The following is an 18,410-nucleotide window of genomic DNA, read 5'->3' as shown; positions in this document are numbered from 1 at the left end:
CCTTCCGAACGCATTCTTCCAGGTCCATGAGCAAAGCCTTGCCGCCGTCTTCCGACGTTTCCGCCAGCGCCGAACCGGCCCCGGACAAACCGGGCGACTCCTACGTGCAGTCGTTCGCGCGCGGCCTCGCGGTGATCCGCGCCTTCGACGCCACCCGCCCCGAACAGACGCTGACCGACGTCGCCGCCGCCACCGGCCTCACGCGTGCGGGCGCACGCCGCATTCTGCTCACGTTGCAGACGCTCGGCTATGTCGAAGCCGAAGGACGCCTCTTTCGCCTCACGCCGAAGATTCTCGAACTCGGTTTCGCGTATCTGACGTCGATGCCGTTCTGGAATCTCGCCGAGCCGGTCATGGAGGAATTGTCCGCGCAGGTGCACGAAAGCTGCTCGGCGGCCGTGCTCGACCGGACCGAGATCGTCTATGTGCTGCGCGTGCCGACTCACAAGATCATGACGATCAATTTGTCGATCGGCAGCCGCTTGCCGGCGTATTGCACGTCGATGGGCCGCGTGCTGCTCTCCGCACTCGACGACGAAACGCTCGACGCGACGCTCAATTCGTCGCCGCTTTATGCTCATACGCCGCGCACGGTGACCGACAAGGAAGAACTGAAGAAGCTCATCGCGCAGGTGCGCCGCCAGGGCTGGGCTATCGTCGATCAGGAGTTGGAAGGCGGCCTGATTTCGCTGTCGGCGCCGATCCGCAATCGCCAGGGGCGGGTGATCGCGGCCATGAACATCAGCGGCAACGCGCAGCGTAACTCCGCGAAACAGATGGTGAAGGCGTTTCTCGAGCCGCTGCAGCAGGCGGCGCAAAGCGTCTCGGAGATGGTGGCGCGGCGCGGTTGATGCCGGCCGCGGCGGGTTATCAAGGGTGAAGCGCGCGCGGCCGGCGAGCGCAACCCCGCGCGCCGCGGCGCCTGGCGGCTTCGCGCCCGCCAGCTCATCTAGCGGCCTAAATACCGCTCGACGAGCCGCGTCCAGAACGCGGCGCCGACCGGCAGGTTGCGGTCGTTGAAGTCGTAATGCGGGTTGTGCACCATGCAGCCGTCCTCGCCGACGCCGTTGCCGATCCGCAGGAACGTACCCGGTCGCTTTTGCAGCATGAACGCGAAGTCTTCGCTGCCCATCAGAATGTCCGTCTGAGCGACAACCTTATCGTCGCCCACCAGTTCACGCGCCACTTGCACGGCGAAATCTGTTTCGTCATCCGAATTAACTACGACCGGATAGCCTTCGATATAGTCGACGATAGCTTTACCGCCGTAACTCGCCGCCTGCGTTTCGGCGAGTTCGGTAATGCGTTTTTTCAGCAGCGCGCGCACTTCGGCGCTGAACGAGCGCACGCTGAGTTCGAGCTTCGCCGTACTGGCAATCACGTTGTTCGCCGTGCCCGCATGCATGGAGCCGACCGTGACGACCGCCGGCTGCGACGGATCCACGTTGCGTGCGACGATTGTCTGCAGCGCCATCACGATGCTGGCGGCCACCACGACGGGATCGACTGTCAGATGCGGGCGCGCCGCGTGACCGCCTACGCCTTCAATGGTGATGATCGCCTTGTCGCCCGCCGACATGAACGGCCCCTTGCGGAACAGCAGCACGCCCGGCTCCGCGCCCGGATGATTGTGCAAACCGAACACAGCGTCGCACGGAAAGCGCTCGAACAAGCCGTCTTCGATCATCTTTTTCGCGCCGCTGTCGATGCCGCTTTCCTCGGCCGGCTGAAAGTACAGATGCACGGTACCGGAGAAGTTGCGCGTGGCCGCGAGGCGTTGTGCCGCGCCCAGCAGCATCGTCGTGTGGCCGTCATGGCCGCACGCGTGCATTTTGCCGTGCGTGCCGCTTGCATAAGGCAAACCGGTCTGCTCGACAATCGGCAACGCGTCCATGTCCGCGCGAATGCCGATGCTGCGCGTGCCGTCGCCCACCTTGAGCGTGCCGACCACGCCCGTTTGACCGACGCCGCGCGTCACCTGCCAGCCCCATTGTTCCAGTTTGTCGGCGACCAGCGCCGCGGTCTGCAACTCTTCGTAAGCCAGTTCGGGATGGTGATGAATGTGATGGCGAATCTCGCGCAGGCTCTCGGCGGCGGGGACCAGATCGGCTACTTCGGTGAAACGCGCGGTTTCGCTCATTTTGCAAGGGACTCCGTGATGTAGGGCAACAGGAACGCAGGATGGATGCAAACGCCGAGGCGGCACTACCGCCCCGCATGTGATTTGAGAAAGGCGATCAACGCGTGGCCCGCGTCTTCGAGTTTGCCGGAATTGTCGATCGACTCGCAGCGCAGGCCGTCGGGCAACGTGAAAGGCGCGTGGCGCGCGAGCCGCGCGGCCACCTGTTCCGCCGATTCGCGCGCCCGCGCGCCGAGCCGCGCTTCGAGAATATGCGGCGCCGCGTCCACGTGCACGACTTCGGCGCGAGGATAGCGCGCGAGCGCTTGATGCAGATGCTGACGCGAACCGTTGACGACCACGGTACAGCCGCGCGCGAGCCACGCATCGACCTCGATGCCGATGCCATAGCGCAGCGAATGACTCGACCACTCGAGCGCGAAGAGACCCAGCAGCGAACGGGCGGCAAATTCTTCGACGCAAAGCGCGATATGCTCCTCGCCATTGCCGCTTGGCCGCGTAATGTAACGATGCGCAAAGAGAATCGGCTCGCCCGCAAGGCGCTTGCGCGCAAACCCTAGCAACGCGTCTTTGCCCGCGCCGGACGGTCCCATTACATAGACCAGGCGACCTGTCATTGGCCCCTCACCTCGTGGCTCCGAAACCGGACACTTTGCCACAAGACGGCAGTGCGTGGGCCTTTAGCGATGCGTTCAGCGCAACGTTTTCACGTGGACCGCGGCGCTGGAATGAGGCGCCGCTTGCCGCGCGGGCTTCACGCGGTCGGCTCGGCTTCGTGTCCTTCGGTGGCGCCCTCGCCGGCCGGCACGTGCGCGGCTGCCGCAAGCTCCGCCTGCTGGCGCCGTCGCGCTTCGAGCACGTCGTGATAACGCAGATAGGCGCAGCGTCCCCCCGATTTCGCCGCATACATGGCGGCGTCCGCATTGAGCAGGAGCTCTTCCGCCGTACCGCTGTCGTCGGGAAACTGGCTGATGCCGATGCTCGCGCCCACCGTCATGCCCTGGCCGTCCATCACGATCTCTTCGTTCAGCGTCGTCATGATGCGCGATGCGATGCCCGGCGCCGCCTCGGCTGAGCGCGGTCCCTCGATCAGCACGATGAATTCGTCGCCGCCCAGACGCGCGACGACGTCCGCGGCATGCAGCACCTGTTTGAGCCGCAGCGCCACCGCCACGAGCACCTTGTCGCCGACGGAATGGCCGAACTGATCGTTGATCTGCTTGAAGCGGTCGAGATCCACGAACAGCACCGCGAGCCCCTGGCGGCGACGCGTCGCTTCCTGGATCGCGCGCTCGAGTTTCTCCATGAACAGCATGCGGTTCGGCAATCCGGTAAGCACGTCGTGCGTGGCGAGATGCACGAGCTCGCGCTGCTTGACATGCAGCGCGTCCATTTGCGATCTGATCTCGCGGCGCAGCCGGTCGAAGCAGCGCGCGAGCACGCCGATCTCGTCGGTGCGCCTGAGCGGCAGTGTTTCCATCGCGTGTTCGGCGAACAGATGCGTCGCCGCGTACGCGAGCATATGCAGCGGTTTGGTGAGCGCGCGCGCGAAGAGAATGGCGAGAAGCACGGCCAGCACGCTGAAAATCAACACCATGCGCACGATGCTGCCGCCCAGCAGATGCGCGCCGGACAGCACGTCTTCGAGCGGCTTGCCGAGCCCGAGCACGATAAAGCGGTTGCCCTCGGACGCGCCGAACGGTCTGCGCACGAAAGCCAGCACCTGTCCTTCTGCTTGTTTGGGACGCGCGAGTCCGTTCACGAGTACTTCGCTCTCCTTCTGATCGAACAGTGGCCTGGTCACGGCGAAGCTGTCCTGCATCAACACGCGGCGGCCGACGTCGAAGCCGAACGTCTTGGCGGGGTCGGGATGAACGAGGAAGTCGCCCCACTCGTTCGCGAGATAAACCTGGTAATCGCTCGGCAAGTCGCTTTGCAGACGCTTTAAAAGATCGGTGAGGTTGACGTCGATCACGACGACGCCCACCACCGCGCCCTGCGCGTCGGCGACCGGCGTACCGATCCGCAGCGTCGGCTTGCCCTGTGCCGCGTGCGCGCCGTATTCATGATTCACGGAAATCGGCGACGTGTAGAGGCGCCCCGGCGAAAACGAGAGCGGCTCGAACACATACGAGAACTGGCCCTTTTCCTGCAGATTGCCGCCTTCCACGCGGATGAGTCCGTCGGCGTCGCGATCGAAACGAATGATTTCCAGCCCGTAATGCGCACGGCTGATGAGGCGTATCTGCAGGTACTCGGGGTGATGGATCATGAAGCTCGAGTACACCTGCGCGAGCCGCTCGCGCGGCAGGCTCGCGCCGAGGCCGTCGTCGCTGGAGACGACCTGGGCCGACGACGGCAGGCTCGCCAGCACGAGCGCGTCCGCGCCGACATCGTCGACAGATGCGGAGAAGCGCTCGCCGAGCAGTTCCGTGGATGTCATCAAACTGCGCCCGGCCTCCTTCACGAGCATCGTGCGATTCGCGTGATACGCGTAATAGCCGGTCGCGCCCGATGCCAGCACGCCGATGCATGCGAGCAGAACGGATAGTTTGAAGGTGAGGCCCGGACGGATCATCAGAAGCGCTCCGAGCGGTCGCCGGACGCAATTCTGGCCCACAGGTCCTCGCGCCGCTGGATGTTCTCCACCGGCCCGATCCACACGATGCGCGCGTTACCTTCATTCGCGGCAGGCGCGGTCAATGTATTGGCGAGTCCCTGCCGCTGCGTGAGCAACCGGCTCACATCCGGTTCGAGCATGTAATTGATCCAGGCAAGCGCGAGCGCGGGATCGGCGGCCGCACGCGTCATCGACCAGCAATCGAGCCATGCGAGCACGCCTTCGTCGGGAATCACGTAGCCGACGTCCGCGCCCGCGCGACGCAGCAGTTCCACTTGCTGCGTGCCGTAGTTGCCGAACATCAACGCGACGTTGTGGCGGATGAAAAACGCCGTGGCTTCCTCAGGCAACGTGTAATACGTCAACAGATTGCGGCGCAGCTCAACGAGCTTGTGAGCAATGGTGCGCATCTGCGTGTCGTTCAGATTGAACGGATCCGGATAACCGAGTGCCAGTGCAGTGAATGAAAAGTTGTGCTGCGCGCTGTTGAAGTCGAGCACCTTGCCGCGGTAGCGCGGGTTCCAGAGCTCGCGCATCGAGCGCGGCGCAACCGGAACCTGCCTGCGGTCGTAAATGAGGCCCATCGACGAATAGGTGAACGGAATCGCGTAGACCTTGCCGTCCGACGTAATTCCCTCAATCGATGAGCGCGCCTGAAACCGCGGCAATTGTCTTGCCGTATTGGGCAAGCTTTGCAGATCGAGCGGCGCGAGAAGATTGGCGCGCGTGTAGCGCTGGATTTCCGCGGTATTGGCGGCGAGCACGTCGAAAGGCGGCGCATTTTTCGCGTGCATCTGCGTCCACAATGCTTCGTCCGAATCGACGAGCGTGACTTCGACCTTAGCGTCATAGCGCGACTCGAACGCTCTTACGACGTCGGCGTCCGCATAACCGGGCCATGCAAGCACATGCAGGACTTTTTTCGCGGCCTGCGCCGATGCCCCCGGGAGCATCCCAATGCAAAGAAACGCGCTCAGCACGAGTCGCAGTAAAACGCCGCAAACGTGACGCGCCGCAGAGCGCTCGCCCCGCAAAGCCGCCGTAATTCGCCGCCGGTCGCGCCGCTCCTTGCAGCGCTTTTCATCTGCCGTCGAAATCATGTGCATATACAACACCGTTAAGCAGAAGCCAGTTCCCGCGAGCCGATGCCCGCGTAATCAATCGCGAATTACCAATGGAAAACGTTTCCTCAGACAGTACTGCTCTGTTGCGCTCCATGCGAAGCGGGAGGAGCAACGATGATAGCGCCAGGCAATATGTTTTTGGCCTCCTTAACGCCTCGTTGCAGGAAATAACTCAAGATGGTCGGGACACGACGGGCAATCATCACGTGATAACGGCACACATTTATCTTTTCTTTAGTCTTGCGACGAAATACATGAACGCCGCGGTCGGGAATTTTGCGTTTTAACGATTCGCATTACGGCGCCATTACGGCGACATTACGCGTTTGATCCCGGTCAGGAAGCCAATGCCGGATGCATCGGCGGCGCCCCCCAAGCCGGAGCGTTTTAATTCTAGAGGCGGTCCTCATACGCCATCCGGTGTTTCACTAACTACCCAATATTTTTGAACTGATAAGCTTGGCGCGCGCTGCTGGCCGCCCCGGCCGGCGGCTTCAACCCAGGCCCGGTCGTAAGTCGCGCCGGGTTTCCCGCAGCGGCATAACCGCATGCGGGAGAATTTGAACTACACCGAGGAGTTAAACAGTGAAAAAACTGCTAGCGGCTTTGACGGTTGCTCTGCTTGCCACCGTCTCGATTGGCGCACACGCTAAAGATTGGTCCACCATCCGTTTCGGCGTCGACGCCAGCTATCCCCCGTTCGAGTCCAAAGGCTCCGACGGCAAGCTCGTTGGCTTCGACATCGACCTCGGCAACGAAATCTGCGCGCGCCTGAAGGCCAAGTGCGTGTGGGTCGAAAACGATTTCGACGGCATGATCCCGGCTCTGAAGGCCAAGAAGTTCGACGGCGTGCTGTCGTCAATGTCCATGACGCCGCAACGCGCCGAGCAGATCGCTTTCTCGTCGAAACTGTTCAACACGCCGACGCGCCTCGTCGCGAAGAAGGGTTCGGGCATCCTGCCGACGGCTGACTCGCTGAAGGGCAAGTCGGTCGGCGTCGAACAGGGCACGATCCAGGAAACCTACGCGAAGACCTACTGGGAACCGAAGGGCACGAAGGTCGTGCCGTATCAGAACCAGGACCAGGTGTACGCAGACTTGCTGTCGGGCCGCCTCGACGCAGCGCTGCAGGACGCCGTGCAAGCTGACATCGGCTTCCTGAAGACGCCGCGCGGCGCGGGCTTCCAGTTCGTCGGCAAGGACCTCGACGATCCGAAGATCCTCGGCAACGGCGCGGGCATCGGCATGCGCAAGGAAGATACGGACCTGAAGGCGAAGGTCGACAAGGCCATCGCCGACATCATCAAGGACGGCACCTACAAGAAGCTCGAGAAGAAGTACTTCGACTTCGACGTGTACGGCAGCTAACACAGCGGCCTCGATGTCCACGAGGCCCGCCGCGCGCCTCTAGCGGCGCGCCGCACGGCCTACTGAACGGGCTCCGCCACACGCGGAGCCCGTTTCGTTTGGTACCCTCGAAAGACACGCCTCGCCGTATCGGCTAAGATCGTGCGATCGAGGTGCCGCCGTCCGCCGGCATCCTGCAGACTTCCCCCCTTGTAATCAACGAGATAGCGGCGCGCCGCACTTTCCCCGCGAATTCGACAACCATGCAAACCCAATCCCATCCGCTGATTGCGCCGACGCTCGGCACCGCACGCAACCTGACGAGTTTTCATTACGGCCCGGGCGGCGGGCAGAAGATCTATATCCAGTCGTCCCTGCATGCCGACGAATTGCCCGGCATGCTCGTCTCGTGGGAACTGCGCCGCAAGCTAGCGGCGCTTGAGGCGGCCGGCAAGCTGCGCGGCGAAATCGTGATCGTGCCGGTGGCCAATCCGATCGGCCTGAACCAGCACTTCCTCGGTCATCTGACGGGACGCTTCGAAACCAACACCGCGCAGAACTTCAACCGCAATTTCCACGATCTGTCGGCACTGGTGTCGCCCGTGATCGAAGAGCGCCTCAGCAACGACGTGAACGCCAATCGCACCGCCATCCGCGCCGCGATGCGCGAGGCGCTCGACGCGCAGCAGCCCACCACGGAGCTCGAATCGCAACGTCTCGCGCTGCAAAAGCTCTCGTACGACGCGGACGTCGTGCTCGATCTGCATTGCGATTGGGAAGCCGCCATGCATCTGTACACGAACCCGGACCTGTGGCCGGAAGTCGAGCCGCTGGCGCGTTACCTCGATGCGAAGGCTTCGCTGCTCGCGCTGAACTCGGTCGGCAATCCGTTCGACGAAATTCACAGCTTCTGCTGGTCCGATTTGCGCGGCCGCTTCGGCGAGCGCTTCCCGATTCCGAACGGCTCCATTTCGGTCACCATCGAATTGCGGGGCCAGCGCGAAGTGTCGTACGAGTATGCGGAGCGCGACGCACAGGCGATCGTCGAATATCTGACCTCGCGCGGGGTGATCGAAGGCACGGCCGCGCCGCTGCCGCCGCTCGAATTCGCGGCCACGCCGCTCGCCGGCGCGGAGCCGATCGTGGCGCCCATCAGCGGCGTGCTGGTGTATCGCTGCGAAGTGGGCACGTGGGTCGACGTGGGCCGTGAAATCGCCGACATCGTCGATCCGTTGACGGATCGCGTCGTCACGTTAAAGAGCGGTGTGGCCGGCGTGCTGTATGCGCGGCACCTCACCCGCTTTGCCACCGCGGGCCTCGAGTTCGCGCGCATTGCCGGCGCAACGGCGTTTCGCAGCGGCTCGCTGTTGAGCAATTGATCGGTCGGCGAAACCGCGGCCAACAAACGGAAGACGCCCCGAAAGGCGCCTTCCGGTTCACCTTGAGCCCCCAGAAAAAAGGCTTAAAACGCAGGAATAATGGCGCCTTTGAACTGCGTGTCGATGTACTTGCGCACTTCGTCCGACTCGTATGCCGCGACCAGCTTCTTCACCCAGGGCTGGTTGCGGTCCTGCTCACGCACGGCAATCAGGTTCGCGTACGGCCCTTTCAGGCCTTCGATCGCAATCGCGTCCCGGGTCGGCTGCAAGCCCGCCTTCACGGCATAGTCGGTATTGATCGAGGCCGCGTCGAGATCGCCCAGCGCGCGGGGCAACTGCGCGGCGTCCAGTTCAACCAGCTTGATCTTTTTCGGATTCTCGGCGACGTCGAGCGGCGTCGCGTTGACGCCGTTCGTGCCGACGCCCGGCCTCAGCTTGATCACGCCGTATTTCTGCAGCAGCAGCAACGCGCGATTGCCGTTGGACGGATCGTTCTGAATGCCGACTTTCGCCCCTTCCGGCAAATCCTTCAGCGATTTCAGCTTCTTCGAATAGAAGCCCATCGGCGAGACATACGTGAGGCCGACATTGACGATCTTGTAGCCGCGCTGCCTGATCTGGCTGTCGAGAAACGGCTGGTGCTGAAAACCGTTGGCGTCGAGATCGCCCGCATCGAGCGCTGCGTTCGGCTGCACGTAGTCGTTGAATTCGATCACCTTCACGTTCAGCCCTTCGCGCGCGGCCACTTTCGTGACGACCGACCAGATTTGCGCGTCCGGGCCGCTCATCGTGCCGATCTTGAGCGGTTTGCCGTCCGCGTGCGCGAACGTCGCCGTGAACGAAAGCGCGGCGGCACTCGCCACGGTAAGCAGATTCCTGATGATGATGCGGCGTTGCATGCGTTTCCCCATAAGCGGTTTGATTGACAGGCGACGCATCGTCGCACGCGGCTCCCGCAGCGTGAAACCAATCGTTTTTCACACGCTTATATGGGCGAGCCGGAACAAGCTTATGCACCCGATGCGTTCGGCAACGCGCCGCAAGCGTCGGCCTCTATGCCGCCAACTGTGGCGTAGGCGCGACACATTGCGAAATGGATCTACCTGTCACATACCTTACTCAGCGTTCCCTTAAATTTCCGGCCATCGCGCGACCTCGCCAAAGAGCACGGCGCCGCGATCGCTCAATCTTTCACTGGAGAACGTTTTGAACAAGAAACTATTGACCGCCGCTACGCTCGCCGTCTTCGCCAACGCCGCACACGCACAGAGCAGCGTATCGCTCTATGGTGTGATTGACGCCGGCATCAGCTATGTCAACAACTCGAAGACCGCTACCGGTCACGACAATCTCTTCAAGTACGACGACGGCGTCGCTCAAGGCAGCCGGTGGGGCCTGCGCGGCACGGAAGATCTCGGCAACGGCCTGAAGGCGCTCTTCGTGCTCGAAAACGGCTTTAACAGCGGTAACGGCACGCTTGGTCAGGGCGGCGCGATGTTCGGCCGTCAGGCCTACGTGGGTCTGTCGCAGAACAATGTCGGCTCGCTGACGTTCGGCCGCCAGTACTCGTTCTCGACCGATTACCTCGGCGGCAGCTACTCGAACGGCGGTCAAACGGTTGCAGGCAACTACGCCTACCACATCAACGACGTCGACCAGCTAACGTCGAGCCGCATCAACAACGCGGTGAAGTTCAGCAGCGCGAATTTCGCGGGTCTGACGTTCGGCGCGATGTACGGCTTCTCGAACCAGGCCGGCGCATTCGCAGGCGCGCCGGCAACGGGCACGGCCGCAGCGCCGGTCGCGGGTTCGTCGCGTGCCTACAGCTTCGGCGTGAACTACGCGAACGGTCCGTTCGGCGTGGGCGCGGCATACACGGACATCCGTTACCCGAGCCAGGCCACCCCGGCCTTCTCCACGACCATCGCGAACGTGACGACGGGCAACATCCGCGATCTGCGCACGTTCGGCGTGGGCGGCCGCTACACGATCGCCGCCGCGACGCTGTGGGCGTTGTACACGAACACGCGCCTCGCGCCGATCACCGGCGGCGCAACGACGTTCGCCGCGTATGAAGCAGGCGCGAAGTACGCCTTCACGCCGGCACTGACGGCAGGCGCGGGCTATACCTACATGCACCTGAGCAACGCGAACCGCGGCCACTGGAACCAGGTCGACCTGAGCGTCGATTACGCGCTGAGCAAGCGCACCGACGTCTACGCGCTCGGCATCTATCAGATCGCGGCGGGCCGCAACGGCACGCAGGATCTGCAGGCCCAGATCGGTTCGAGCACGAGCTACTTCAGCACGTCGGGCACGGGCGCGGACAACCAGTTGGCGTTCCGCGTGGGCGTGCGTCACAAGTTCTAAACCGCATTTGTACCGCGCGAGGGCGCTTGCCTTCGCCGGTGCTCCACGTGAAAATGCCCTTGTTTTCAGGGGCGTTTTCGCTTGGTTCAACTCTGCTTCACACCGCCGGCTCGCGTCTCGCCGAACGCTGCGGCAACAGCGCGATACACGCGACAATAAACACCACGAGAATCCCCGAAGCATAGAGACTGCTGATATGCAGGCCGCCCTCGGCAACCGGCTTGTCGAGCAGATCGCCGAGCGTCGCACCGAGCGGGCGCGTCAGGATGAACGCGGCCCAGAAGAGCGCCGTGCGGGACACCCGCGACCAGAAATACAGCGCCGCGACGACGAGCAGACCCGCGCCGAAGATCATCGCGCCATATTCATAGCCGACGCCGAGACCGCCGCGATCTTCGCCCGCGACCCAATCGCCAAGCGCCGTGCCGAGCGTTTGCGAGAACAGGATTGTGATCCAGTAAAACCATTCCGCCTTCGCCGTGACGATACTCTGCGCGGAGACCGTGCCTTCCGAGCGATACCAGATCGCGAGGCTCGCCGCGAGCAATGCCACGACCACAGCGACGCCGCCCGGATAGCCGATGCCGAGCGATCTGTCCGCGAAATCCGCCATCGTGGTGCCGAGCGTGGTGGTCGCGATGATGGTTGCCCAGTAGAGGAACGGATGAAAGTCGCGCGCCTTGATCTGTCCGGAAACCAGCGCGATGAAGAACACGAGAAAGATCGCCGAACCGATCAGGTAGCCGAGGTTCAGCGACATCGACACCCAGTCGCCGCCGGTTTCTCCCAGCGTGGTCGCCGCGACCTTGATGACCCAGAAACCTAACGTCACTTGCGGCACTTTGCTGACGGCATCGTCGGCGAAGTTCTTCAAGCTGTCGTTCATCACTTTGCTCCTTCCTCTTGATTGCATTGGCACGCCAATCGATAGGCGAGAGGTTAACGCTTGCTTAAGGGCATGACGTCGAGCGGGCGCGAACCGCTGAGCGCGCGGCGCGAACCGGCTAAGCGTCCGTTAACTTTGAATGCTTAATCTTAAGCCGTACGTCGCGGTTTTCGCAATGTCATCGGCCAAACCGGAATCGAAAACGGAGAGATCACCATGAAACATCTATTGCTTACCAGCGCCCTCGCCATCGCGACAGTCCTGCCCGCAGCGGCTTTTGCACAGACCGCCAACGGCCCGCTTACCCGCGCGGATGTGAGAGCGCAAAGCGCACAGGCAGCGCAAGACCACCGCATGAACTCGAAGGTGCATTACCCTGGTTCGCAGCAAGCTGCGCGCCCGGATCAATCCGTGGACTCGGGCGGCTACGGCACGCAGCCCGGCGGCTCATCCGAATCGCGCGCGTTGCCAGATCATGTGATATCGCACAGTGCACGCGCAGCACTTTTTGCGCATCATTGAGCGGTCTGTGCATGTATCGCATGCCTCACAGGCAGGCCGCGGTCACCACGCTGGCACCGCACAGGTACCTTAAGGAAGCGTTAACCTCATCTGCGCGACAATGGGGAATAACGACAACGCGGGGAATGCGATGCGTCTGCTTCTCGTAGAAGACGATGAAATGATTGCCGAGCCGGTGCTCGACTCGATGCGCCGCGAAGGCTATGCGATCGATTGGGCACAGGACGGCCGGGCCGCCGAACTCTCGCTCGGCAACGGCGTGTACGACCTCGTGCTGCTCGACCTCGGCCTGCCGCGCAAAGACGGCATCGAGGTGCTCAACGCCTATCGCAGTCAAGGCGGCGAGGCACCCGTCATCATTCTCACCGCGCGCGATGCGGTGGACGATCGCATTCGCGGACTCGATGCCGGCGCGGACGACTACCTCGTCAAGCCGTTCGATCTCAACGAACTGGCCGCGCGAGTGCGTGCACTGTCACGTCGTCGCACAGGACAGAAGCAGCCCGTCTATACGCACGGCGAGCTGACACTCGATCCCGCCGCTCATGAAGTGACGAAAAGCGGCGTGCCGGTGCCGCTCGTGCCGCGCGAATTCACCTTGCTGCAAGTCCTCATCGAGGCGCCGGCGCGTGTCTTCACCAAGGCGGAACTGGAAGACAAGCTGTACGGTTGGGGCGAGGAAGTCGGCAGCAATACGATAGAAGTGCATGTGCACAGTTTGCGTCGCAAGATCGGCGCAGAGCAGATCGTGACGGTGCGCGGCGTCGGGTATCGCCTGAAGAGGTGCGAATGACGTCGATTCGCCGCTGGCTGCTCGGCTGGCTGATTTGCGGCCTCGCAGCAGCTTCGGCGGCGGCCGCGTTCGGTATCTTTCGCACCGCGCGCGAGGAAGCGAGCGAGCTGTTCGACTACGAACTGCGCACCGTCGCGTTGTCGTTGCCAACCAATCTCGAGACCGCGGAAACGGTCGACCGGAAAGGCCCCGAATTCGAGGGCATTTCCGACGATCTCATCCTGATCGAGATCTGGGACAAGTCGGGCACGCTGGTGTATCACTCACGGCAGGCGCCTGTTCTCACACGCGTGTCCGAGGGTATCCGCACCATCGAGCGGAACGAGGTGCATTGGCGCGTGCTGGCGCTGCAACAACCCGATCGCTTCGTACAGGTCGCGCAGCCGGTTTCCGTGCGCGACGCGTTGGCGCTGCGCCTCGCGCTGCACACGTTGTGGCCGCTTGCCGTCCTGATGCCGGTGACCATTGTGCTGGTGCTGTTTGTGGTGGGCAAAGGTCTTGCGCCGATCGGCGGATTGTCGCGCCTGCTCGGCACACGTTCGCTTGAATCGCTCGAACCGATTCATCTGGACGACAAGGTGCCGGTCGAAATCCGCCCGCTTGTGGATGCCCTCAACGATCTGCTGCAGCGCCTGAATGTGGCGTCGAGAGCGCAGCGCACCTTTATCGCCGATGCGGCCCATGAGCTTCGTTCGCCGCTCACGGCATTGAAGCTGCAATTGCAGGCCGCGGAAAGGAACGGCACGCTGACGGGCGACGGACAAACGCTCGAACGCATCGACACGCGTCTTAACCGGCTCATTCGCCTCGTGCACCAGTTGCTGACGCTCGCTCATGAGGATGCCGAATCGACCAGCACGGCCGCCGTGGTCAGTTTGCGAAAAATCGGCGAGCAGGCGGTCGGCGATTTTTCGCTGCTTGCCGACGACAAGCAGATCGACCTCGGCCTCGAATCCCGGCCACCGGTGACCCGCGACGACGCCTGCAATGTGCTCGCCGACGCGCACGGCGTGAGCGTGCTGCTGAACAATCTCGTCGACAACGCGATCCGCTACACGCCGCCCGGCGGCAAGGTGGATGTCGTGCTGACCCGCAACGGCGATCGCTTCGGCTTCGAAGTCGTCGACACCGGTCCCGGCATTCCCGAAGAAGATCTGAACCGTGTACTCGATCGCTTCTATCGCGGCCAGCACACCAAGGGCACGGGCAGCGGACTCGGACTGGCCATCGCCGCGCGCATCGCGCAGCGGCAGCAGTTGCGATTGTCGTTGCGCAATAACGCCGATGGGCGGGGGCTCAGCGCATCGGCGAGCGGATTCGTCAAGGCAGACTAGCGCGGCTGCAAGCACCGGCAGCACGCGCAGCACACATTCTGTTCGTTCCCGCACACAGCAGCGCAGAAATCCATCTTGACCGTGCGAAACGAGCGCCCTACCTTTTTCAAAGCGCCTTCATCTGCTTTACGTTTTGTCTGCGTGCGGTTTAATCGTAGGTGAACTGAACGGAGGACTTATGGAACGTGAGCCGGGCAGTGCTTTCGCAGCCTCCTCGAGCGAGGCTTCGCCGGAACCCTCGCCTGAACGGCTGCTGCAACTGGGCATGGCATTCTGGGCTTCGAAGACGCTGCTATCCGCCGTCGAACTGGGCGTATTCACGCAACTGGCCAGCGGCCCGCGCGAGGCGGCGGCGCTCACGAAGTCGCTCGGGCTTCATCCGCGCTCCGCGCTCGACTTTCTCGATGCGCTGGTAGCGCTCTCGCTACTGGAACGTCGCGACGGTGCATACAGCAATACGCCGGATGCCGACCTTTTCCTCGACAAGGCAAAGCCGTCTTACGTGGGCGGCCTGCTTGAAATGGCGAATGCGCGGCTCTATCCATTCTGGGGCTCGCTCACCGAAGCGTTGCAAACCGGCCTGCCGCAAAACGAAGCCAAAACCGGCGGCAACCTGTTCGATGCCATCTACCGCGACGAGGCGTCGCTGCGCGGCTTTCTGCGTGCGATGAGCGGCGTGAGTCTCGGTGCCACGCGTGCTATCGCGCAGCGCTTTCCGTGGAGCGAATACAAAACGTTCATCGATATCGGGGCAGCACAAGGCGCGCTGCCCGTGCAGGTCGCGCTGGCCCATCCTCATTTGAGCGGCGGGGGCTTCGACCTGCCGCTCGTGGGTCCCGTATTCGACGAATATGTCGCGGCGCATGGCCTCACCGAGCGCTTGAAGTTTTATCCCGGCGACTTTTTCAAGGACCCGTGTCCTGCCGCGGACGTCCTCATCATGGGCCATATTCTTCACGACTGGCCGCTGCCGCAAAAGCTCGAACTCCTGTCGAAATGCCACGCCGCGTTGCCGCCGGGCGGCTCGCTCTTGGTCTACGACGCCATCATTGACGACGAGCGCCGCAGCAACGCATTCGGCTTGCTGATGAGTCTGAACATGCTGATCGAAACGCCGGGCGGGTTCGATTACACCGGTGCGCAATGCCGCGAATGGATGAAGCAGGCGGGCTTTGCCGATGTGCGGATCGAGCCTCTGGTGGGGCCGGACTCGATGGTGGTCGGAATCAAATCACGCTAGCGCTGTGGCACGTTAAACGCGGCGTCGGAGCCCTCGCGGGAATAACTATCCGATGTCACTGGTTTACCGATGCAGAGCGAGTCATCTCGAACGCAAACCGCTTTCGAACGATTCGCTCGTCCATCGAGGAGCAGTGCCATGAAACCCAGCCATGCAAACCGCGCGACATCGCGCGCGTTGTTCTCCCTTATTTCCACCGTCGCCTTCATGATTGCTTCGCCATGGGCACGCGCGCAAGCATCGCCCGAGATCGGTCATCCGCTCACGCGCGCCGAAGTCATGCATGAACTCGAAGAACTGGAAGCCGCCGGATACAACCCGTCGCTCGGCGACGACGGCCAGTATCCCGCCGACATTCAGGATGCCGAAAGAAAAGTCGCCGCCCTGCATGCGGCGCAAAAGAGCGCGCTCATGAATCAGGACCCGGCCATGCAGAACATGCCCATGCAGAAATAGCGCCGACGCGCAGCACACACGCTACCGGAAACCGACGAGCCGACACCACCGTGGAGGGCCTCATCACCCGACTTCGCCGAGCTCCCGCGCGACAAAATCCACGAATGCGCGGATGCGGTTCGACATTTGATGCCGCTGCGAATACACGGCGAATATATCGGCGTTCGGCGTGTCATGACCCGGCAGCACGACCACGAGCGAGCCGTCCGCCAGATACTGCTTGATGTCCCATTCGGCGCGCATCAGAATGCCGTGCCCTTCGAGGGCCCACTTCACTGCGATCTCGCCGTCGTTGGTGGTGAGCGTGCCCTTGATGCGCACCGCCTCCGTCTTCTGCGAGGCGCCCTTGCCCGAAGTCAGGCGCCACACGCCATACGCTTCGTCGCCCTGACGAATGCCGATGCAGTTGTGCCGCGTGAGATCGTGCGGCGTCATCGGCATGCCGTGCGCCGCAATATACGCCGGCGCAGCGCAGAGCAAACGCCGGTTGCCCGCGAGGCGCCGCGCGATCACGCGCGTGTCGGGCGGCTCGCCGAAGCGGATGCATACGTCGAAGGTATCGTCCGTGAGCGGCGGCGGCGTGACCGATAGCTGAAGCTGCACCGACACCTGCGGGTACTTCGCGACAAAGCGCGAAATGGCGGGCGCGACATGACTGCGCCCGAACCCGAGTGTGGCGTTAACACGCAGGAGTCCCTTCGGGCTCTTTTTTGCCGAACCGAGCAACTCGGCCAGTTCGTCGATTTCGTCGAGAATTCGGCGCGCGTGCCCGAGATACAACTCGCCTTCGGGCGTAAGCATCATCCGCCGCGTCGTGCGGTTGACAAGCGCGACGCCCGCGCGGCTCTCCATCTGCGTGAGCCGCTTGCTGACGGCCGCCGCCGTCAATCCCAGTTCGCGCGCCGCCGCACTCAGGCTGCCGGACGCCGCAAGCGTCGAAAAAAAACTCAGATCGGCCGGCTGAACGGTATCGCGCATGGGCGGCACTTGTGAATGAAAGTTAAAGATGCTTTGAGTTTAGCACCGGTTTTTGCGCATAGATGTCGATACAGTCGTCCTCATGCACAACATTCCTGGAGACACAGCATGAAGACCTATCGCATCGCGACCATTCCCGGCGACGGCATCGGCAAGGAAGTCGTGCCGGCCGGCGCGCAGGTGCTCGAAGCGCTTGCGAGGGCCACGAAGTCGTTCGTATTCGAATTCGAGAACTTCGACTGGGGCGGCGATTACTACCGCAGGCATGGCGTGATGATGCCGGCGGACGGGCTCGACGCGCTCCGCGATAAAGATGCGATCCTGTTCGGCTCCGCAGGCGACCCCGACATTCCCGATCACATCACGCTGTGGGGTCTGCGTCTGAAGATCTGCCAGGGTTTCGATCAATACGCGAATGTGCGCCCCACGCGCATCTTGCCCGGCATCGACGCCCCGCTGAAGCGCTGCAAGCCCGAAGACCTCAACTGGGTGATCGTGCGTGAAAACTCGGAGGGCGAGTACTCCGGCGTCGGCGGCCGCGTTCACCAGGGGCATCCGATCGAAGCGGCAACCGACGTGTCGATCATGACCCGCGCCGGTGTGGAGCGCATCATGCGCTTCGCGTTCCGCCTTGCGCAGTCCCGCCCGCGCAAGCTGCTGACCGTGATCACGAAGAGCAACGCCCAGCGTCACGCCATGGTGATGTGGGACGAAATCGCGCTGCAGGTCTCGAAGGAATTTCCCGACGTAACGTGGGACAAGGAACTCGTCGATGCATCGACTGCGCGCATGATCAACCGACCCGCGAGCCTCGACACCATCGTCGCGACCAATCTGCACGCCGACATTCTCAGCGACCTGGCCGCCGCGCTGGCCGGCAGCCTCGGCATTGCGCCGACCGGCAACATCGATCCGGAACGCCGCTTTCCGTCGATGTTCGAGCCGATCCACGGTTCGGCGTTCGACATTATGGGCAAGGGCCTCGCGAATCCCGTGGGCACGTTCTGGTCGGTCGTGATGCTGCTCGAACATCTCGGCGAATTCGACGCAGCCCAACGCGTGATGCAGGCGGTGGAAGCCGTGACTGCGGACAAGTCGCTGCACACGGGCGACCTCGGCGGCACGGCGACCACCGCGCAGGTGACCGCCGTGGTGTGCGCATTCATCGAGCGAGCCGCGGCGCCCGCCGCGAACGCCGCATAAGTCTGCAAATCGGCCTGC

At 62.8% G+C, this 18,410-nt stretch carries 17 protein-coding genes; 10 read left to right on the top strand and 7 right to left on the bottom strand.

What is annotated here, in order from left to right:
- The first annotated feature begins 26 nt into the window (after nt 1-26).
- Nucleotides 27-851: an IclR family transcriptional regulator gene (locus tag HV711_RS04930; RefSeq protein ID WP_013591734.1), complete on the top strand. Its 825-nt coding sequence runs from the start codon at nt 27-29 to the stop codon at nt 849-851.
- A gap of 98 nt (nt 852-949) precedes the next feature.
- On the opposite strand, the gene HV711_RS04925 is transcribed toward HV711_RS04930, so the two are convergent.
- The 4 genes from HV711_RS04925 to HV711_RS04910 all read right to left on the bottom strand — a co-directional run bounded on the left by HV711_RS04925 (nt 950) and on the right by HV711_RS04910 (nt 5,866).
- The gene (locus HV711_RS04925; protein WP_035477985.1) at nt 950-2,140 is read right to left on the bottom strand and encodes a M20 aminoacylase family protein; all 1,191 of its coding nucleotides are present in this window, start codon (nt 2,138-2,140) and stop codon (nt 950-952) included.
- Between the two features lie 65 nt (nt 2,141-2,205).
- Entirely contained in the window at nt 2,206-2,757 is a 552-nt protein-coding gene (gene phnN / locus HV711_RS04920; RefSeq protein ID WP_035477983.1) for a phosphonate metabolism protein/1,5-bisphosphokinase (PRPP-forming) PhnN, read from the bottom strand.
- Between the two features lie 137 nt (nt 2,758-2,894).
- The gene (locus HV711_RS04915) at nt 2,895-4,718 is read right to left on the bottom strand and encodes a sensor domain-containing diguanylate cyclase (RefSeq protein ID WP_013591731.1); all 1,824 of its coding nucleotides are present in this window, start codon (nt 4,716-4,718) and stop codon (nt 2,895-2,897) included.
- Nucleotides 4,718-5,866 (bottom strand): extracellular solute-binding protein, encoded by a 1,149-nt coding sequence (locus HV711_RS04910; RefSeq protein ID WP_035477980.1) that lies wholly within the window; start codon nt 5,864-5,866, stop codon nt 4,718-4,720. The genes HV711_RS04915 and HV711_RS04910 overlap by 1 nt, the downstream gene beginning before the upstream one ends.
- Before the next feature lie 603 nt (nt 5,867-6,469).
- Here HV711_RS04910 and HV711_RS04905 point away from each other — a divergent pair.
- On the top strand, nt 6,470-7,252 hold the full coding sequence (locus tag HV711_RS04905; RefSeq protein WP_013591729.1) for an ABC transporter substrate-binding protein: 783 nt from the start codon (nt 6,470-6,472) through the stop codon (nt 7,250-7,252).
- Between the two features lie 242 nt (nt 7,253-7,494).
- Nucleotides 7,495-8,610: a succinylglutamate desuccinylase/aspartoacylase family protein gene (locus tag HV711_RS04900; RefSeq protein ID WP_028360269.1), complete on the top strand. Its 1,116-nt coding sequence runs from the start codon at nt 7,495-7,497 to the stop codon at nt 8,608-8,610.
- 83 nt (nt 8,611-8,693) lie between these two features.
- Here HV711_RS04900 and HV711_RS04895 read toward each other — a convergent pair whose 3' ends face one another.
- Nucleotides 8,694-9,509 (bottom strand): MetQ/NlpA family ABC transporter substrate-binding protein, encoded by an 816-nt coding sequence (locus tag HV711_RS04895; RefSeq protein ID WP_035478261.1) that lies wholly within the window; start codon nt 9,507-9,509, stop codon nt 8,694-8,696.
- 307 nt (nt 9,510-9,816) lie between these two features.
- On the opposite strand from HV711_RS04895, the gene HV711_RS04890 reads away from it, so the two are divergent.
- Nucleotides 9,817-10,980, top strand: coding sequence for a porin (locus HV711_RS04890; protein ID WP_013591726.1), 1,164 nt, complete (start codon nt 9,817-9,819; stop codon nt 10,978-10,980).
- 97 nt (nt 10,981-11,077) lie between these two features.
- Here HV711_RS04890 and HV711_RS04885 read toward each other — a convergent pair whose 3' ends face one another.
- On the bottom strand, nt 11,078-11,866 hold the full coding sequence (locus HV711_RS04885; protein ID WP_035477975.1) for a COG4705 family protein: 789 nt from the start codon (nt 11,864-11,866) through the stop codon (nt 11,078-11,080).
- Between the two features lie 216 nt (nt 11,867-12,082).
- Here HV711_RS04885 and HV711_RS04880 point away from each other — a divergent pair, with 216 nt between their 5' ends.
- The 5 genes from HV711_RS04880 (at nt 12,083) to HV711_RS04860 (ending at nt 16,211) form a co-directional block, all read left to right on the top strand.
- Nucleotides 12,083-12,388 (top strand): DUF4148 domain-containing protein, encoded by a 306-nt coding sequence (locus HV711_RS04880; RefSeq protein ID WP_035477974.1) that lies wholly within the window; start codon nt 12,083-12,085, stop codon nt 12,386-12,388.
- 130 nt (nt 12,389-12,518) lie between these two features.
- Nucleotides 12,519-13,181, top strand: a complete 663-nt coding sequence (locus HV711_RS04875) for a response regulator (RefSeq protein WP_014973014.1) — start codon at nt 12,519-12,521, stop codon at nt 13,179-13,181.
- Entirely contained in the window at nt 13,178-14,515 is a 1,338-nt protein-coding gene (locus tag HV711_RS04870; RefSeq protein ID WP_035477972.1) for an ATP-binding protein, read from the top strand. The genes HV711_RS04875 and HV711_RS04870 overlap by 4 nt, the downstream gene beginning before the upstream one ends.
- A 178-nt stretch (nt 14,516-14,693) precedes the next feature.
- Nucleotides 14,694-15,755 (top strand): methyltransferase, encoded by a 1,062-nt coding sequence (locus HV711_RS04865; RefSeq protein ID WP_035477970.1) that lies wholly within the window; start codon nt 14,694-14,696, stop codon nt 15,753-15,755.
- Between the two features lie 138 nt (nt 15,756-15,893).
- Entirely contained in the window at nt 15,894-16,211 is a 318-nt protein-coding gene (locus tag HV711_RS04860) for a DUF4148 domain-containing protein (RefSeq protein WP_035477967.1), read from the top strand.
- 63 nt (nt 16,212-16,274) lie between these two features.
- On the opposite strand, the gene HV711_RS04855 is transcribed toward HV711_RS04860, so the two are convergent.
- Nucleotides 16,275-17,189, bottom strand: a complete 915-nt coding sequence (locus HV711_RS04855; protein ID WP_013591719.1) for a LysR family transcriptional regulator — start codon at nt 17,187-17,189, stop codon at nt 16,275-16,277.
- 108 nt (nt 17,190-17,297) lie between these two features.
- Here HV711_RS04855 and HV711_RS04850 point away from each other — a divergent pair, with 108 nt between their 5' ends.
- Nucleotides 17,298-18,392, top strand: coding sequence for a tartrate dehydrogenase (locus HV711_RS04850; protein WP_035477964.1), 1,095 nt, complete (start codon nt 17,298-17,300; stop codon nt 18,390-18,392).
- Nucleotides 18,393-18,410 lie beyond the last annotated feature (18 nt).

It is taken from the genome of Paraburkholderia phenoliruptrix, assembly GCF_902859825.1.
Classification (GTDB): domain Bacteria; phylum Pseudomonadota; class Gammaproteobacteria; order Burkholderiales; family Burkholderiaceae; genus Paraburkholderia; species Paraburkholderia phenoliruptrix.
The sequence above is the reverse complement of the archived record's forward strand: the minus strand, read 5'-3'. Positions and strand labels throughout refer to the sequence as shown.

Bases quoted from the DNA above. Each gene is read 5' to 3' on its own strand.
- HV711_RS04930 (WP_013591734.1), top strand. From the start codon at position 27: ATGAGCAAAGCCTTGCCGCCGTCTTCCGACGTTTCCGCCAGCGCCGAA.
- HV711_RS04925 (WP_035477985.1), bottom strand. From the start codon at position 2,140: ATGAGCGAAACCGCGCGTTTCACCGAAGTAGCCGATCTGGTCCCCGCC.
- phnN (WP_035477983.1), bottom strand. From the start codon at position 2,757: ATGACAGGTCGCCTGGTCTATGTAATGGGACCGTCCGGCGCGGGCAAA.
- HV711_RS04915 (WP_013591731.1), bottom strand. From the start codon at position 4,718: ATGATCCGTCCGGGCCTCACCTTCAAACTATCCGTTCTGCTCGCATGC.
- HV711_RS04910 (WP_035477980.1), bottom strand. From the start codon at position 5,866: ATGCACATGATTTCGACGGCAGATGAAAAGCGCTGCAAGGAGCGGCGC.
- HV711_RS04900 (WP_028360269.1), top strand. From the start codon at position 7,495: ATGCAAACCCAATCCCATCCGCTGATTGCGCCGACGCTCGGCACCGCA.
- HV711_RS04895 (WP_035478261.1), bottom strand. From the start codon at position 9,509: ATGCAACGCCGCATCATCATCAGGAATCTGCTTACCGTGGCGAGTGCC.
- HV711_RS04885 (WP_035477975.1), bottom strand. From the start codon at position 11,866: ATGAACGACAGCTTGAAGAACTTCGCCGACGATGCCGTCAGCAAAGTG.
- HV711_RS04880 (WP_035477974.1), top strand. From the start codon at position 12,083: ATGAAACATCTATTGCTTACCAGCGCCCTCGCCATCGCGACAGTCCTG.
- HV711_RS04875 (WP_014973014.1), top strand. From the start codon at position 12,519: ATGCGTCTGCTTCTCGTAGAAGACGATGAAATGATTGCCGAGCCGGTG.
- HV711_RS04870 (WP_035477972.1), top strand. From the start codon at position 13,178: ATGACGTCGATTCGCCGCTGGCTGCTCGGCTGGCTGATTTGCGGCCTC.
- HV711_RS04865 (WP_035477970.1), top strand. From the start codon at position 14,694: ATGGAACGTGAGCCGGGCAGTGCTTTCGCAGCCTCCTCGAGCGAGGCT.
- HV711_RS04860 (WP_035477967.1), top strand. From the start codon at position 15,894: ATGAAACCCAGCCATGCAAACCGCGCGACATCGCGCGCGTTGTTCTCC.
- HV711_RS04855 (WP_013591719.1), bottom strand. From the start codon at position 17,189: ATGCGCGATACCGTTCAGCCGGCCGATCTGAGTTTTTTTTCGACGCTT.
- HV711_RS04850 (WP_035477964.1), top strand. From the start codon at position 17,298: ATGAAGACCTATCGCATCGCGACCATTCCCGGCGACGGCATCGGCAAG.